We start from the raw sequence: 15,091 nt of genomic DNA on the forward strand, positions 1-15,091 counted from the left end.
TATCTGACAGGGCATCCTGTCAGATGTAGTGTGCGTCACAGGAGAGGCATTCGTCAAGACCTGCGAGACTGACGGTATGGCGGAACCCGCGAGCAGGACCTACGGCGGAGTGGACGCGGCGGACCGCGCCGTCCGCCGCCGGGCCGCACTGATCGAGGCGGGCCTGGACCTCATGTCCTCGGTGGGCACCGACAAGACGACGATGACCGCGGTCTGCGCGGCCGCCGGGCTCACCGAGCGGTATTTCTACGAGAGCTTCCGCACCAAGTCGGACCTGCTGCTCGCCGTGCTCGACGGCGTTGCCGACGAGGTGAGAAGCGCTGCGATCCATGCCGTCTCGTCCACGGACGGAGACGTCGCCGACCGCGTGCGGGCCGCTCTGAGCGCCGTGGTGTCGATCATGCTGTCCGACCCCCGCAAGGGCCGGATCGCGTTCGTCGAGTCGATGGCGTCGCCGACCCTGCGAGCTCGACGTCAGGCGACCATCGACGCCGTCGCGGACGTGGTCGTCGAACGCTCGCACGAACTCTGGGCCGACCGCGCACTCCCGCCGCCGCAGGACCGGCTCATGGCGCTGATGTTCATCGGCGCCTGCTCCGAACTCGTCTCCGCCCGGTTGCAGGACCACATCGGTGCGACCCCCGACGAGATCGTCGATGCTGCGACGCAACTGTTCCTCACCGGAATGCTGCGCCCGACGAGCTGACTCAGAGATGGCCCTTCAGCAACAGGTGCCAGTACGTGAACGGCAGGCCGAACCGGTCGCCCGCCCACGAGAGCCGACGGGGCTTCAGCGGGTCCAGGAACGACGGCAACGACGACGTGATCTCGCCGGTGCGATCGAACTCGGCCGCGATGAGACGCCGCGCGTCCACCGGGATCGGCGCCACGGTGTAGCCGTCGTACTCCCCCAGCGCCTCGTTCGATCGTTGCGCCAGCACGTTGTCGACGAGGATCGACACCTGGCGGCGTAGTCCGCCGCCCGAGGGGTCGGTGTCGATGGACGCGCCGTCGCCCACGGCCCACACGCCCTCGTGTGTGCGGTGCCGGAAGGTCCGCGGATCCACGTCCACCACTGCGTGCGTGCCGGGATCAGCGCTCGCCAGGCCGGTCTCCTCGACCCACCGCGGTCCGCGGTAGGGCGGCACCAGATGCAGCATGTCGTAGCCGATCCGCTCGGTGCGACCGTCCGCGCCGGTCACCGTGATCGATCGCTCGCCCGGCGCGAGCGCCGTCACGGCGGTGCGGTGAAGCACTCGGACATCCAGCTCCCGCAGGTACTTCCGCAGCCGGGCGTCGAGCGCCGGCACTCCCACGAGATCCGGGCGGTCGACCACCAGCGTCATCGACGGCGCGGCACCCACCTTCCGCCAGTGCGCGGCGGCGAGGAACAGCGGCTTGATGGTGGTGCCGGTGCAGCTCACCGGCGCACGAGGAACCGTGAAGACGGCGTGCCCGTCGGGACGCATCGTCTGCACGAGGTGCCAGGTACGCGTCGCCTCGTCGAGGTAGTTGCTCGCCACCGACGACGACGCGAGCGCCGCGTCGATTCCGGGCAGTGCGTCGTGATCGGGCACGAGACCGGATCCCACGACGAGGTCGCGGTAGCGCACCTCCGTGCCCGACTCGGTGCGCACCGTCCGCGTCACGGTGTCCACCGAGACGACACGCTCCCGGATCCAGGTACAGCCTTTCGGTGTCACCGAGCGCTGGGAGCGCTGCGCGGACGCGAGGGACGCCTGCCCGCCGCCGACGTAGGACAGCAGCGGCCGATAGGTGTGCACCTCCTGCGGTTCGATGACCACCACGTCGGAGACGCCCTTGTTCAGGAAACGGGCGGCGGCGCTGATGCCCGCGTTGCCCCCGCCGATGATGACGATGTCGTGCTCGGTGGTCATGGTGCCTCCGGTGTCCTGTGACTCGAATGGTTCGGGGGTCTCACCACGACAGGTCCGGCTGATGCGGACCCGCCGCGATGCCGACCTCGTCGGCCGGTACGTCCGTGATGCCGAACAGGTCGGCGAGGGCCTGCTGCGGGGTGCGATCCAATGCGTCGGCCCACCGGCGGGCCCGGCGCACGGCGCGCCACGACCACCACTCGACACTGCCGCCCGGCACGCTCGACCGCACCAGACCGGGGCCTTGCGGAGGCGTCGACGCCTCCAGCGTCCGCGCTGCATCCGGGGCCAGGACGACCGGACCGACGAGGTCGAGCCCGAAGCGGCTGCGCCGTACGTCGTCGCCGCCGGGGACACCGAGGCGGATTCGCGGGTCGTCGGTCCGCCACGACGCGACGAGATCCGCGGCGTCCGTCCCGTCCACCCACACGGTGACGTCCCCCTGCGCGAGCACCGATCCCACCGTCACCAACAGCGATGCGGCACTGTGTCCGTCGGCGTGCACGACGGCCGTGAGGTCGGGAACGGCGTACCGGACGCCGTGGGTGCGCGCAGCGGGGTCGGTGACGAGTGGAAGCAGGGACAGAGCCTCAGCGTTCTTCTGCTCGGTGCGTTGCTCACCGGGTCGGCCCGCCCAGTCGGGACCGTCGTGCCAGGCGACGGCGTCCGGCACGTGCGCGATCAGGGCGCCGGCGAGGTAGGCGCGATTCGCCAGCTCCCAGTCCTCTCCGCCGTATCCGCCGAACGACTCGTCGAAGCCGCCGATCTCCTCGAAGAATGCTGCGGTGCAACACATCACCGCGCTGATGACGTGGCGATAGGAGCGATGATCGGCATCGAGCAGATCGCGCGAACCGCGGTACGCGTCGATCAACCAGCGCGGCTCGTCGAGGATTCCGTCGTCCGGCCCCGGAAGTCGGCCCAGCGCGGACAGGTCCGCGTGTCGCCGTCGACCGACCGTGAGTGCATCGGGAACCAGCGACGGCAGACGCACGAGCGCCTGGAGGTACCCGGGCTCGGGAACCGTGTCGGCGTCGAGGAAACAGAGCACGTCACCGGACGCGGCACGCGCCCCGAGATTGCGCGCCGCGGCGGCGCGGAAGCCACGGTCCTCCTGCGAGACCACCGTGACGTCGAGTGCACTGCGGACGAGCGGCGCCGTGGCCGAGCCGTCGTCCGCGACGATCACCTCGAACGCGCGGTACGTCTGATGCTCGAGCGCCGCGAGAACCAGATCCAGCGACCGTTGCTGTTCGAAATAGGGCACGACGACGCTGACCGACGGGCGCGGAGCATCGATGTCGCGCAGCAGGTCCCACCTGTTGCCGGGCACCGCGTGGCCGAGCGGGGTGGGGACGGCGGTGGTGATCACGCGTGCACCACGGCCGACCTCGCGTACACCCGCACGTGCGCGGCGCCGACCTCCGCGCGCGTGGGGTGTGCGACGACCCCGTCCTCCAGCCACGTCGACTCGGGGTCACCCGCCGCGTCGGCGAGCGCCTCGGCGAGTCGGTCCTCCTCGTACAGGGTCACGGTGCCGGGCGAGCGCCGGGCGAACTCACGGGTGTACGCGCCGGCCACCACCAGCGGTCGACGGCCGTGCTCGATCCAGGTGTTGATCGACCCGGAGGCGGACATGTGCCGATGATGCGCCACGGGAACGGTGACGCGGCCGAGTTCGACCGGAAGGTCGGCGTCGTCGATGTAGCCGGTGACACGCACGGTGGTGCCGTGTGCCGCTGCGGACTCGGTCAGCTCGTCGACCAGATGATCGTGTCCCGGCGACGGCGTTCCCAGTGCCAGCAGGTGCGCGCCCGGGGGCAGCGCGTCCAGCACCTCGGCGTGTCCCTTGCCCGGGTACAGGAACCCGAGGACGCCGACGGTCACCTCGCCGCTGTCCGTGCGGATGCCGGCCCCCGTCGCGACGGGAAGCGGGATCACGACGGACGGGGTACCGATACCGGCCTCGCGCGACAGGTCTCGTTCGTGCTCGCTGCTGACGATCACGGTGTCCGCGCACGCGACCACCCGTCGGTAGCACTCGACGCGCGCGGACGCGGATCGACCGTCGGACGGCTGCGGCAGATCGTGCAGCGTCACCACGAAAGCGGAACCCGATGCGTGGATGCGCCGCGCCAGGTCCTCGACCACCCCGGCCGCAGCCGTCGCCGGTGACCCGAACAACCGGTCCGTCACGTGCAGGTGCACGACGTCGACGTCCGGAATCGACGTGACGTCACTCGCGGACTCGTGACGCAGGAGCGTCGACTCGAGACCGGCGTCGATGATGCCGTCGCGGATGCGCAGCGCGAACTGCACCACCCCGTGTCGCTCGGGACCGATGACGAGATGCGCGACCGACGTCACGAGGCGACCTCCGACAGCAGCAGCGAGAGTGTGTCCGCGTGTCGGGTGAGCGCGGCGTCCACGAACGCGGGATGCTCCGCGTACCACTGCACTTGGCGACGGTGAATGTCCTCGGCATCGACGACGGAGCCGCCGATCACCCAGTCCGGCCGGGGCGCGGCGCCGAGGCCGAGCGCGTCGATGACAGCGGACTCCAGCGGCGTGTGCACCGAATCGAGCAGTACGCGGCCGGGATCCGCCGCCGCAGCGTCGACACCGGCTGCCGACAGGATGCGCGTGGCCAGCTCGAGCAGCACGGGATTGCCGGGGTGATTGATCGTGTGTGCGGCGTCCGCTCCGTGCGCGGTCAGGACGTCCGAGATCGCGACGTCGCAGTCCCGGCGCTCGCGTCGTGCGAGTTCGGCGATGCTCGCCTCGGCGTTCGCGCGCAGCGCGTCAGGGGCGACGGGAGCGGCGCGCCACTGCTCGGATTCCACTCTGCCTGCGGCCACGAGCACCGTGCGCAGATCGTGGTACGGAGCGCCGGCGGGAGACGCCGACGGGTCGCTCGGGTGCCGCACGATCACCTGGAACGGGTACAGCCCGCTGTACCGCAAGACCGGCCACCGCACGACCCGGGCGTGCTCCGGCAGCATCGACGCCACCTGGTTCGTCCCGATCGGCAGCTCGCGGTAGTCGTCGCGAACCGGCTGCGCCAGCAACACCGAGGCCCGGCCGGCCAGCTCGGCGAGGTGCCGCACGTCGGCCGAGTCGAGTTCGTGCACCGGCGGCATGCGCACGGTCCGGAACGGCGCGTCCGGCACCTCGTCGAGCATCACTCGCACGGCCTCGGCCTGGCAGTTCCCGAGCACGATCCACAGCGGTGGATCGTCGGGCACCGGGTCGAGACCGTAGAACTCGCCGTAGTGACGCGTCCGGCCGTCCGGCTCGGTCGACGCAGAGTGAGGCATGACGTCGGGTTACCCGGACAGCGCGCAGGCGAAGCGGTGAGAGACCTGCACGACACCGCGTTTGTGGACGAGCCCCCCGGGGCATTCCTCTTGTGTCGTGGTCCAGAAGGCGGCCCGATCCCTGTTCGTACACCCGTGCCGCCCTGCCCACCCCTCGGGCGCGCGCGTCTGCCCCCGAGAGGATGACCCGAGCCGTGATCGCCGTCGCATCCATCCCTGCTGCGCACCCGTACGTCGCCGCTGTCGTCGCCACGGGCGACGACATTCTTCTGCTCGACGATCCCCGGCCCCTCGAGGCGACCACGCCCGGGCAGTGGTGGCCCCCGCGCCTGCTCGAGCCCGACTATCTCCGCGCGCACATCGACGACATCGACGTGGTGCACCTGCACTTCGGCTTCGACGCCGCCACACCGGACCGTCTCGCCGACGTCGTCTCCGTGCTGCGCGAGTCGTCGACCCCCCTCGTCCTCACGGTGCACGACCTGCACAATCCACACTTCGCCGAGCTCGACATGCACCGGTCCCAGCTCGACGTCCTCGTCCCCGCCGCGGCCGCCGTCATCACGCTGACCGACCGCGCCGCTCGGGAGATCGAACGTCTGTGGGGCCGCTCGGCGATGGTGATCCCGCATCCGCACGTCGCACCGCTCGGCGTCATCGCCGCACGCGACACCACGGCGCACGAGCGCGCAGTCGTCGCCGTGCACGCCAAGTCGCTGCGCGCGAACCTCGATCCCGAGGCGGTCATGTCGACCGTCGTGGCGGCCGCGTCGGCACGCGACGCCGTGGTGCGTCTCGACATCGACGACGACGTGTTCGACCACACGAGCCACTGGTACGCACCGGAGCGCGGCGAGCGATTGCTGGCCTTCCGTGATCACCCGGACGTCGACGTGCGGGTGCATCGTCGGTTCACCGACGCGGAGCTGTGGCAGTACCTGTCCGAGATCGACGTGTCCGTGCTTCCGTACCGCTTCGGTACGCACTCTGGCTGGATGGAGGCGTGCCGCGACCTCGGCGTCGTCCCCGTCGTCCCGGACATCGGCCACTTCGCCGATCAGTTCCCGTGCCCCACCTTCGTGTTCGGACCCGGCCTCTTCGATCCCGCGTCGCTCGATGCCGCGGTGGGCGAGGCGCTGCGCACCGAGCCGACCGGCCCGGACTTCGCCGACTACCGACGTCATCAGCAGAGCGCGATCGCCGCCGAGCACGCCGCGCTCTACCGTGCCCTGTCCGCTCCCGTCGCCTCGGGCCGCGCGGACGGAGCCGTGCTCGTATGACGGTCGCCGCCGCCGCACGTCCACTGCGCATCGCCCTTCTCGGATCGTCGCGCTTCCCCATCGCGCAACCGTTCGCGGGTGGCCTCGAGGCACACGTGTGGCATCTCGCCCATGCCCTCACCGAGCGCGGCCATCGCGTCACGCTCTTCGGTGCCGAAGGCACGTCGACCGACGTCGCGCACGACGTCATCGACGTCCACACGTTCCAGATGAGTCCGCACGCGCGGACCGAACACATGGGACCGTCGTGGGTGGTGCACGAGCATCACGCCTATCTGTCGGTCATGCTCGAACTGGCCGGGCCCCTGGCACAGTCGTTCGACGTGATCCACAATCACAGCCTCCACTACCTGCCCATCGCGATGTCCTCGATGGTGCCGGTCCCCATGCTCACGACGCTGCACACGCCACCGCTCGCCTGGCTGGAGTCGGCGGCCGCGGTGCCGCTCAATCCGAACACCGGGTACGCCGCGGTGAGCGAGTACACGGCGCAGCAGTGGCTACCCGTCGCGGGTCCGATCCCCGTGGTTCCCAACGGGATCCCGCTCGACCGGTGGCCGTTCGGCCAGGGCACCGGCGATCGCGGCGGGGCGGGCGAGTACGCGGTGTGGACGGGCCGGTTGGTTCCCGAGAAGGGGGTCGATCTCGCCATCGACGCCGCCCGGCGCGCCGGCTACCACCTGCGCATCGCCGGACCGGCAGCCGACGACGACTACTTCCGGACGGCGGTGGAGCCCCGCCTCGGCGACGGCGTCACCTACGAGGGTCACCTGATGCAGAAGGAACTCGCCGATCTGGTCGGCGGAGCCGCCGTCGCACTGGTGACGCCGCAGTGGGACGAGCCGTACGGGCTCGTGGTCGCCGAAGCACTCGCGTGCGGCACACCGGTGGCGGCCTTCCGTCGCGGCGGCATCCCGGAGATCCTCGACGACACGTGTGGCCGGATGGTGCCCGCCGACGACATCGACGCTCTCGCCGGGGCCATCGGAGATGCTGCGCGCCTCCCCCGTGCGCACGCCCGCGCTCGCGCGGAGCGCATCTGTTCGGACGCGACGATGGTGGACAGCTATCTCGACCTCTACCGCGAGTTGCTGACGACGTCGGGCCGAACCGCCGCCGTCCCTGCATGATCGGGTACTACGTCCACCACCACGGCGTGGGGCATCTGACCCGGGCCCGGTCCGTCGCACGGGCGCTCGCCGAGCCGGTGACGGTGCTGTCCTCGCGGCCCCGGCCGTCGGACATCGACCCGTTCGCGGGCTGGATCACACTTCCTCTCGACACACCCGACGGCTCCGCCGATCCCGCTCCGGACACACCCGCCGGCGGTGACGATCCGGACGACCCCACCGCTCACGGGGTCGTCCACTGGGCGCCCACCTCGGTCCCCGGGATGACCGACCGCATGGCCGCCCTCGCGCGGTTCGTGGACGAGCTTCGCCCCCGATGCGTCGTCGTGGACGTGTCCGTCGAGGTTGCGATGTTCGTGCGACTCATGGGTGTTCGGGTGGTCGTGTTCGCGATGCCGGGCGAGCGCACCGATGCGCCCCATCAGCTGGCCTATCGCGTCGCCGACCGCATCGTCGCTCCGTGGTCGGCCTCGGTGTACCGGCCGGAGTGGTTGCGCGAGTTCGAGGACAGGACCGTGTACGCCGGTTCGATCAGTGCCCACGCCGATCGTGCCCGCGCCGGAACCGACCGCGACCCGACGTCCGTCGTCGTGCTCGCGGGCGCAGGGGGCTCAGCTCTCACCCCGGACCACCTCGCCCGAGCGGGTGCTGCCACGCCGACCCGCACCTGGCGCGGTGTCGGCGTGCCCGGCACCCCCTGGGTGGACGACGTGTGGCCGCTGCTGACCGGTGCCGGCGTGGTGGTCACGCACGGCGGGCAGAACGCGGTGGCCGACGTGGCCGCATCGGGTGCACCCGCGGTGATCGTGGCCGAGAGTCGCCCGCACGGTGAGCAACTCGCGACCACTCACGCGCTGGGGGCCGCGGGGCTGGCGATCTCGCTCGAGTCGTGGCCCGATCCGGACCGGTGGCCCGAGATCCTGAACCGTGCCGGTGCGCTGACCGGCGACATCCGGGCACGGACCGAGGTGGACGGCGCAGCGCGTCGTGCGGCAGCGGCGATCGAGGACGTGTGGGCGTGACGTCGGTGCGGACATGACGTCGGTGCTTACATGACTTCGGTGGCCGTGGTGACGATCGTGTCGGGTCGCGCGGGGCACCTCGCTGCGCAACGCCGCGGTCTCGCTCGCTCGACGCGGCGAGCCGATCTGCACGTCGTGGTGTCGATGGGTGACCCGACGGTCGTGGACGCCACCGCCGTCGTTCCCCGCGTCGGCGACGCGCTACCCCTGGCTCGGGCGCGCAACGAGGGTGCCCGCCTCGCCCTCGAGGCCGGTGCCGATCTGCTGATCTTCTTGGACGTCGACTGCATCCCGAGCCGCGAGATGATCGACCGGTACGTCCGTCGTGCGCGCGACGGAGCCGTGCTGTGCGGGCCGGTCACCTACCTGCCCGAGGTCTCCGGTGGGTACCCGGACGACCTGGACGAATGGACGAATCCCCATGCGGCGCGCCCGAATCCGGCGCCCGGGCACGTCGAGATCGGAACGAACTGGGATCTGTTCTGGTCGCTGTCGTTCGCGGTCACGTCGGCGACGTGGCACACGCTCGGGGGGTTCTGCGAGGACTACACGGGCTACGGCGGCGAGGACACCGACGTCGGCCGCGTCGCGGAACGATCGGGTCTGGATCTGCTGTGGGTCGGCGGAGCGCACGCGCACCATCAGTGGCACCCCGTGTCCTCGCCGCCGATCGAGCATCTCGACGACATCGTGACCAACGCCGCCATCTTCCACGGTCGATGGGGACACTGGCCGATGATCGGGTGGCTGAACGCTTTTCGCGAGCGCGGCGACATCGACTGGACGCCCGAGGGCAGCAGCATCGCTCGCCGCCCGGTAGGGCACTAGCATCGAGCGATGTCCGACACCCACACCCTGATCCTGATGCGCCACGGCAAGTCCTCGTACCCGGACGGGGTGGACGACCACGACCGGCCGCTCGACGAGCGGGGCCGTCGCCAGGCCGCCGCGGCCGGCGACTGGATCCGGGCGAACGTCGGCGCCGTGGACGCGGTGATCTGCTCGACGGCGACGCGTACTCGCCAGACTCTCGAGCGCACGGCCGTCGACGCGCCGGTGCGCTTCGAGGGCACCGTCTACGGGGGCTCCCCCGACGACATCGTCCGCGAGATCATCGCGACCGACGACTCGGCGGCGACCGTGTTGGTGGTGGGCCACGCACCCGGAATCCCCTTCACGGCACTGGAACTCGCCGACGATCAGGAGTCGGACGCGGCGGTGTGGATCCGTCGGGGCTACCCCACCTCCGCGCTGGCGGTGCTGGAGTTCACCGGCGACTGGTCGGATCTCGGGCCGGGGCGCGCCCGCCTGACTCACGCGCTCCGCGTCGACTGACCCTCCACCACAGCGCGATTGCGCGCGCTCTCCGAGCGACCCAGCGCCTTCACCTCGGCGTCCATCTTCGGCAGGATGCGCGGCACGTGGCGCAGCGTCGTGGCCTCACCGAGCCGAGTGGTGAGCACGGAGCGCACCCACCCGATGCCGCCCACGATGCCGGGAACGTAGACCCGGCGTGACCGCCGCTCCACCGCGCGGACGAAGGCATCGACACACGCCTCGACCGGCAGGGTGCGGCCGAGCGGCCAGGGCAGCACGGACAGCAGATCCTGGAACGCGGTGAGGTCGGACTTGGCGTCCTGCACCAGTGGAGTGTCGATCCACGCCATGTGGGCGGAGCCGACGTCCACACCCTGGTACTTCACCTCGAGGCGCAGGGCGTTGGCGAAGTGTTCGGCTCCCGCCTTGCTCGCGTTGTACGACGCGAGGCCGGGGCACGCGGTGAAGGCCGCGAGCGACGAGACGACGAGCACGTATCCCTTGCGCTCGATGAGCGAGGGCAGCGCCGCGCGGACGGTGTGGAAGACGCCCGTGGTGTTGATGTCGATCACGCGCTTGAACGTCTCCGGATCGACGTTGAGCACCGACCCGTAGCTCGAGATGCCGGCGTTCGCGAGGACCACGTCGATGCCTCCGAATCGCGCGATTCCCGCGTCCACAGCGGCCTGCATGTCCGCCAGATCCCGTACGTCGGCGCGCACCCCCACGGCGACGTCGCCCAGATCGGCCACGAGTGCCGTCAGCGGCGCCTCGTCCACGTCGGTCAGCACCAGCTTCGCGCCCTTGGCCGCGAGAGCCCGCGCCGTCGCCTCGCCGATACCGCGGCCCGCGCCGGTGATGAGCACGACCTTGTTGCGCACGCTGACCATGTGAGTCCTCCTGACGACGAATGTCCGGTCACAGTACCTGTGACCGGAGATGACACCTACTGTTCCTCGGAATCGGCGGCGCACTGCGGACAGTGGTTGTCCTCGATCACGAGCAGGATCTCGGTCATCATCCGATACGAGGAGAGGCCGACCATGACCGCCACGCACCCGCTCACCATGGAGATCCAGCTCGTCATGCTGCCCGTCACCGACGTCGACCGTGCGAAGGAGTTCTACACGCGCATCGGCTTCCACGCCGATCACGACGCCACTCCCTTCCCGGACGTGCGCTACGTCCAGCTCACCCCACCCGGTTCCGCGTGCTCGATCGCGATCGGGAAGAACATCACGACAGCAGTTCCCGGTTCCGTCGAGGGGATGCTCGTCGTCGTGCAGGACGCGGAGGCCGCGCGGGAGATGTTGCTGGCAGCCGGGGTCGAGGCCACCCCCGTGAAGGACGAGGGGTGGGGCCTGTTCACCTACTTCGCCGACCCGGACGGCAACAGGTGGTCGGTGCAGCAGTTGCCTGTGGGCTGAGCAAGGGTCCGGGCGGGCCCGATGGTGGGTCCGCCCAAGCTTCTCCCGACGACGGTACCCGGGCGTTTCGCCGGAATAGGCTGCGCCCGAATCGGCAGGCGCGCCGGTCGGACGGGGGCGGCAGTGACGGAGACCGAGAATCGGACCGAGCGGGGTGCGGCGGCGACGCGGGCACCGCGGTGGCGCACGATCGGGGCGCGGCGCGACTCCCTCACCCTCCCGTACGGGTGGGGACCCGCGATCGTGCTGGTGCTGGTCTCCCTGGTAGACCGCATCGAGTTCAGCCTGGTCGCCGCCGTGCTGCCGCAGCTGCAGGCGGAGTTCGGGTTCGGCGACACGGCGGCCGGTTCCATCCCCACCGCGGCCGCCGTCGCCGCGGGCCTCCTCGCGATGCCCGCCGCCTACCTCGCCGATCGCCACGACCGCGGCCGCATCATCACCGTCGTCGTGTTCCTGTGGGCCCTGGCGACGGTCGGTTCCGCGCTCGCTCCCACCTTCGCCGTCTTCTACCTGGTGCGCATGGGCCTCGCCGCCGCCGAGGCCATCGACAACCCGGCCAGCGCCAGCATGCTCGCCGACTTCCACCCACCCGCGACCCGCCCGACGGCCTTCGGGTGGTGGCGGACCGCGGCCTACCTCGGCGGCGCCGGCATCGTGCTGGGCGGAGTGCTCGCCGAGTGGCTCGGGTGGCGCGGCGCCTTCCTCGTCATGGCGATTCCCGGTGTGGTGGTCGCCGTCCTGATGTCACGCGTGCGCGAGCCCGAACGGGGGTACGCCGACAGACTGGCCGCGGGCAGCGCGGACACGCCTGCGCCGGAGGCCACCACCGACCCGATGCCGGTCCAACTCCGCCGCGTCGCACCGATCCGGACGCTGTGGTTCACCGGCGGCGCGCTCACCGTCATGAGCCTCGCGGTCGGTGGCCTGACGTTCTGGGTGCCCAGCCTGTTGCAACGCCGATTCGGCCTCGGCGAAGCGGCCGCCGCGTCCGCGGGCGGTGGTCTGACACTGATCGGCATCGTCGGCGGCACGCTCGTCGGATCCCTGCTCACCCGGCGAACCCTGTTCTCGACGCCGTCGCAGTGGCGCGTCCTGGTGGGCGGCACCGGAATCCTGCTGGGCACCGCGGCCATGGCCGGGGCGTTGGCCTCCGAGAGCTGGCTGCCCTTCACCGTGCTGCTCACCGTGTTCGGCTTCTTCACCGCCTGGGCGATCCCCACGCTCACCTCGTGCGTCGCCGACGTGCTCGCCCCGCGCGACCGCGGACTGGGTTACGGACTGCTGCAGATCGCCGCGACCGTGGGCGGCGCCGTCGGACCGCTCCTCGTCGGCGCGGTGTCCGACGCGTACGGCTCCCTCACCACCGGCATGGTTCCGCTGCTGCCCCTGCTGCTGATCGGGGGCGTGCTCGCCCTCTGCGCCTACCCGTACGTGTCGCCGGACGCGCAGCGGGTGCTGGACGGCGTGGCCTGACACGCCCCTGCCCGCCCTCTCGTGTTCGCCCGTCTGTCAGGGCGGCGCGATAGCGTCCCGCACCATGCGACTCACCCGCGTGCTTCTCGCCGCGTCCGTCCTCGCCGCGTCCGTCCACACCCTGACCGCCTGCAGCGCGCCTGCCGCCGACGAGCCGCCCGATGACCCACGTACCGTCCGCGTCGCGACGTACAACGCCAGCATGAATCGCCCCGCCGCCGGCGATCTGGTCGCCGCTCTGCGGTCCGGAACGGATCCGCAGATCCGGTCGGTGGCCGACGTGGTCCAGCGCAACGCCCCGGACATGCTGCTGCTCAACGAGTTCGACTACTCTGACGGCGCCGTCGACCTCTTCCGCGACAACTACCTCGCCGTCGGCGACGCACCGATCGACTACCCGTTCGCGTACACGGCGCCCGTCAACACCGGCGAGCCGTCCGGGCTCGACCTCGACGGGGACGGGCGGTCCGACGGACCGAACGACGCCTGGGGCTTCGGGCAGTTCCCCGGCCAGTACGGCATGGTCGTCCTCTCGAAGTTCCCACTCGACGCCGCCGCGGTCCGCACGTTCCAGACCTTCCGCTGGGCCGACATGCCCGACAACCTGCTGCCGCGCGAGTACTACGGCGCGAACTCGGACGCCCTGCGCCTGTCGAGCAAGTCGCACTGGGACGTGCCCGTGGACATCGACGGGCGGGTGATCCACCTGGTCGTCTCGCACCCCACGCCGCCCTCCTTCGACGGGCCCGAGGACCGCAACGGCCGACGCAACCACGACGAGATCCGGCTCACCGCGGACTACATCGCCGGCGCCGACTACCTCGTCGACGACACCGGACTCGCCGGCGGCCTGCCGAACGGTTCCTCGTTCGTGGTGTTGGGGGACCAGAACAGCGATCCGGTCGACGGGGACTCCTATCCGGGCGCCATCGCGCAACTGCTCGACAGCCCGGCGCTGCAGGACCCGGCGCCCACCTCGCCGACCGCAGGCACCGACACGGCGGACTTCGCCGATCCCGTGCCGGGTGATCTGCGGGTGGACTACGTCCTGCCGAGCACCGATCTGACGGTCACCGGGTCGGGGGTCTTCTGGCCCGCGCCCGGCGAGCCGGGCGCCGAGTTGCTGTCGGCCAGCGATCACAGACTGGTGTGGGTGGACCTGCAGGTCTGACCCGTCAGCGCAGCAGTGCGGCCAACGCCTCGTCGGACGCACGCAGAGCGTCGCGGTCGAACGTTGATGCCGAGGACAGGATCTCGTCGGCGCCGGTGCGGTCGACGAGGTCCTCGAGCCGGCGGCGCACCGTCGCCGGACTGCCGTGCACGCTGCCGTCGAGCGAGCGCTGGGCCGACTGCCGGGCCCGCGGGGTGAGTCCGTCGGGCATCTCGGTGACCGCCCGCAACGGTGGGAACTCCCCGGTCCGGCGGGAGTCCGCCATGGCCACGGCCTCCGCCATGGCGAGACGGCGGGCCTCGGCGTCGGTGTCGGCGACAAGGACGTCGAGCGACACCGTCACGGACGGCTGCGCCGCGAAGGCCGACGGAACGAACTCGCGTCGATACGCCTCCAGTGGAGACAGGTCACCCGTGAGCATCGGACCGCCCACCACGACGGGAAGCCCGCGCTGCGCGGCGATCGCGAGCCCGTGACCCGTCGCGAGAACGTGGATCGGGATCAGTCGCTCGGGCGCGGGCTGCACGGTCACCGGACCGGTGCCGAGCAGGAAGTCCTGCAGATCCGCGAGGTCGTCGGCGAAGCGCTCGGCGTCCTCGGTGTCCGCCCGCAGCACCTTGCGCACCGGCGGCGTGAACCCCAGCGACCGGCCGACACCGAGGTCGACACGGCCGGGACACAGCGCGTCGAGCATCGCGAACTGCTCCGCGACGACGATGGGCGAATGGTTCGGCAGCATGACGCCGCCCGACCCCAGCCGGATCCGCGACGTCGCCGCACCGATCGCAGCGAGCAGCACCGCGGGTGAGCCGCTCGCGATGCCGGGGACGGCGTGATGCTCGGCCACCCAGAACCGCTCGTAACCCGCCGCCTCGGCCCACCGCGCACGCTCGATCGTGTCCGACACCGCGGCGGCGGCAGACCTGTCGGTGCGGGTACGGGAGCGATCGAGAAGGGACAGACGCATACTCTGCACAACCCTCGCGGGAGCCGCCCTGTTCCGCCCCGACCCGCTCGAGAAACCAGCACGAAGATTGGTAACAGTCATACAATCCG

15 protein-coding genes are annotated in these 15,091 nt (G+C 71.0%); 9 read left to right on the plus strand and 6 right to left on the minus strand.

Annotation, left to right across the window (positions count from 1 at the left end; translation table 11 throughout):
• The first annotated feature begins 76 nt into the window (after positions 1 to 76).
• Entirely contained in the window at positions 77 to 706 is a 630-nt protein-coding gene (locus HQ306_RS12785) for a TetR/AcrR family transcriptional regulator (RefSeq protein WP_222631777.1), read from the plus strand.
• A gap of 1 nt (position 707) precedes the next feature.
• On the opposite strand, the gene HQ306_RS12790 is transcribed toward HQ306_RS12785, so the two are convergent.
• From HQ306_RS12790 to HQ306_RS12805, 4 genes are read right to left on the minus strand one after another with little or no spacing between them, the layout of a single operon-like run.
• On the minus strand, positions 708 to 1,898 hold the full coding sequence (locus HQ306_RS12790; protein ID WP_222631779.1) for an NAD(P)/FAD-dependent oxidoreductase: 1,191 nt from the start codon (positions 1,896 to 1,898) through the stop codon (positions 708 to 710).
• Positions 1,899 to 1,938: 40 nt separating this feature from the next.
• Positions 1,939 to 3,270: a glycosyltransferase gene (locus tag HQ306_RS12795; RefSeq protein ID WP_308115347.1), complete on the minus strand. Its 1,332-nt coding sequence runs from the start codon at positions 3,268 to 3,270 to the stop codon at positions 1,939 to 1,941.
• Positions 3,267 to 4,265, minus strand: coding sequence for a glycosyltransferase (locus HQ306_RS12800; protein ID WP_308115348.1), 999 nt, complete (start codon positions 4,263 to 4,265; stop codon positions 3,267 to 3,269). Before HQ306_RS12800 ends, HQ306_RS12795 begins: the two co-directional genes overlap by 4 nt.
• Positions 4,262 to 5,215, minus strand: a complete 954-nt coding sequence (locus HQ306_RS12805; RefSeq protein ID WP_222631792.1) for a WcbI family polysaccharide biosynthesis putative acetyltransferase — start codon at positions 5,213 to 5,215, stop codon at positions 4,262 to 4,264. The genes HQ306_RS12800 and HQ306_RS12805 overlap by 4 nt, the downstream gene beginning before the upstream one ends.
• Before the next feature lie 194 nt (positions 5,216 to 5,409).
• Here HQ306_RS12805 and HQ306_RS12810 point away from each other — a divergent pair, with 194 nt between their 5' ends.
• The 5 genes from HQ306_RS12810 to HQ306_RS12830 are packed head-to-tail and all read left to right on the plus strand — an operon-like array spanning position 5,410 to position 9,982.
• On the plus strand, positions 5,410 to 6,495 hold the full coding sequence (locus HQ306_RS12810; protein WP_308115349.1) for a hypothetical protein: 1,086 nt from the start codon (positions 5,410 to 5,412) through the stop codon (positions 6,493 to 6,495).
• Complete coding sequence (locus HQ306_RS12815; protein ID WP_222631796.1) at positions 6,492 to 7,625, plus strand: glycosyltransferase; 1,134 nt, start codon at positions 6,492 to 6,494, stop codon at positions 7,623 to 7,625. Before HQ306_RS12810 ends, HQ306_RS12815 begins: the two co-directional genes overlap by 4 nt.
• Entirely contained in the window at positions 7,622 to 8,647 is a 1,026-nt protein-coding gene (locus HQ306_RS12820; protein WP_222631804.1) for a glycosyltransferase, read from the plus strand. The genes HQ306_RS12815 and HQ306_RS12820 overlap by 4 nt, the downstream gene beginning before the upstream one ends.
• A 30-nt stretch (positions 8,648 to 8,677) precedes the next feature.
• Positions 8,678 to 9,475 carry a glycosyltransferase family 2 protein gene (locus tag HQ306_RS12825; RefSeq protein WP_222631806.1) on the plus strand — a complete coding sequence of 266 codons (798 nt, stop codon included), beginning with the start codon at positions 8,678 to 8,680 and terminating at the stop codon, positions 9,473 to 9,475.
• A gap of 9 nt (positions 9,476 to 9,484) precedes the next feature.
• Complete coding sequence (locus tag HQ306_RS12830; protein ID WP_222631808.1) at positions 9,485 to 9,982, plus strand: histidine phosphatase family protein; 498 nt, start codon at positions 9,485 to 9,487, stop codon at positions 9,980 to 9,982.
• Here HQ306_RS12830 and HQ306_RS12835 read toward each other — a convergent pair.
• On the minus strand, positions 9,961 to 10,854 hold the full coding sequence (locus tag HQ306_RS12835) for an SDR family oxidoreductase (RefSeq protein WP_027504584.1): 894 nt from the start codon (positions 10,852 to 10,854) through the stop codon (positions 9,961 to 9,963). The genes HQ306_RS12830 and HQ306_RS12835 overlap by 22 nt on opposite strands.
• A gap of 153 nt (positions 10,855 to 11,007) precedes the next feature.
• On the opposite strand from HQ306_RS12835, the gene HQ306_RS12840 reads away from it, so the two are divergent.
• The 3 genes from HQ306_RS12840 to HQ306_RS12850 all read left to right on the plus strand — a co-directional run bounded on the left by HQ306_RS12840 (position 11,008) and on the right by HQ306_RS12850 (position 14,035).
• The gene (locus tag HQ306_RS12840) at positions 11,008 to 11,391 is read left to right on the plus strand and encodes a VOC family protein (protein WP_222631810.1); all 384 of its coding nucleotides are present in this window, start codon (positions 11,008 to 11,010) and stop codon (positions 11,389 to 11,391) included.
• 123 nt (positions 11,392 to 11,514) lie between these two features.
• A complete protein-coding gene (locus HQ306_RS12845) occupies positions 11,515 to 12,864 on the plus strand; it encodes an MFS transporter (protein WP_027504582.1) in 1,350 nt (449 codons plus the stop codon).
• Positions 12,865 to 12,928: 64 nt separating this feature from the next.
• Positions 12,929 to 14,035, plus strand: a complete 1,107-nt coding sequence (locus tag HQ306_RS12850) for an endonuclease/exonuclease/phosphatase family protein (protein ID WP_222631812.1) — start codon at positions 12,929 to 12,931, stop codon at positions 14,033 to 14,035.
• A 4-nt stretch (positions 14,036 to 14,039) separates the two neighbouring features.
• Here the strand turns inward: HQ306_RS12850 and HQ306_RS12855 are convergent, their stop codons facing one another.
• The gene (locus HQ306_RS12855) at positions 14,040 to 15,002 is read right to left on the minus strand and encodes an MsnO8 family LLM class oxidoreductase (protein ID WP_222631814.1); all 963 of its coding nucleotides are present in this window, start codon (positions 15,000 to 15,002) and stop codon (positions 14,040 to 14,042) included.
• Between the last annotated feature and the right edge of the window lie 89 nt (positions 15,003 to 15,091).

The organism is Rhodococcus sp. BP-160 (assembly GCF_019836205.1).
In the GTDB taxonomy this organism is placed as follows: domain Bacteria; phylum Actinomycetota; class Actinomycetes; order Mycobacteriales; family Mycobacteriaceae; genus Rhodococcoides.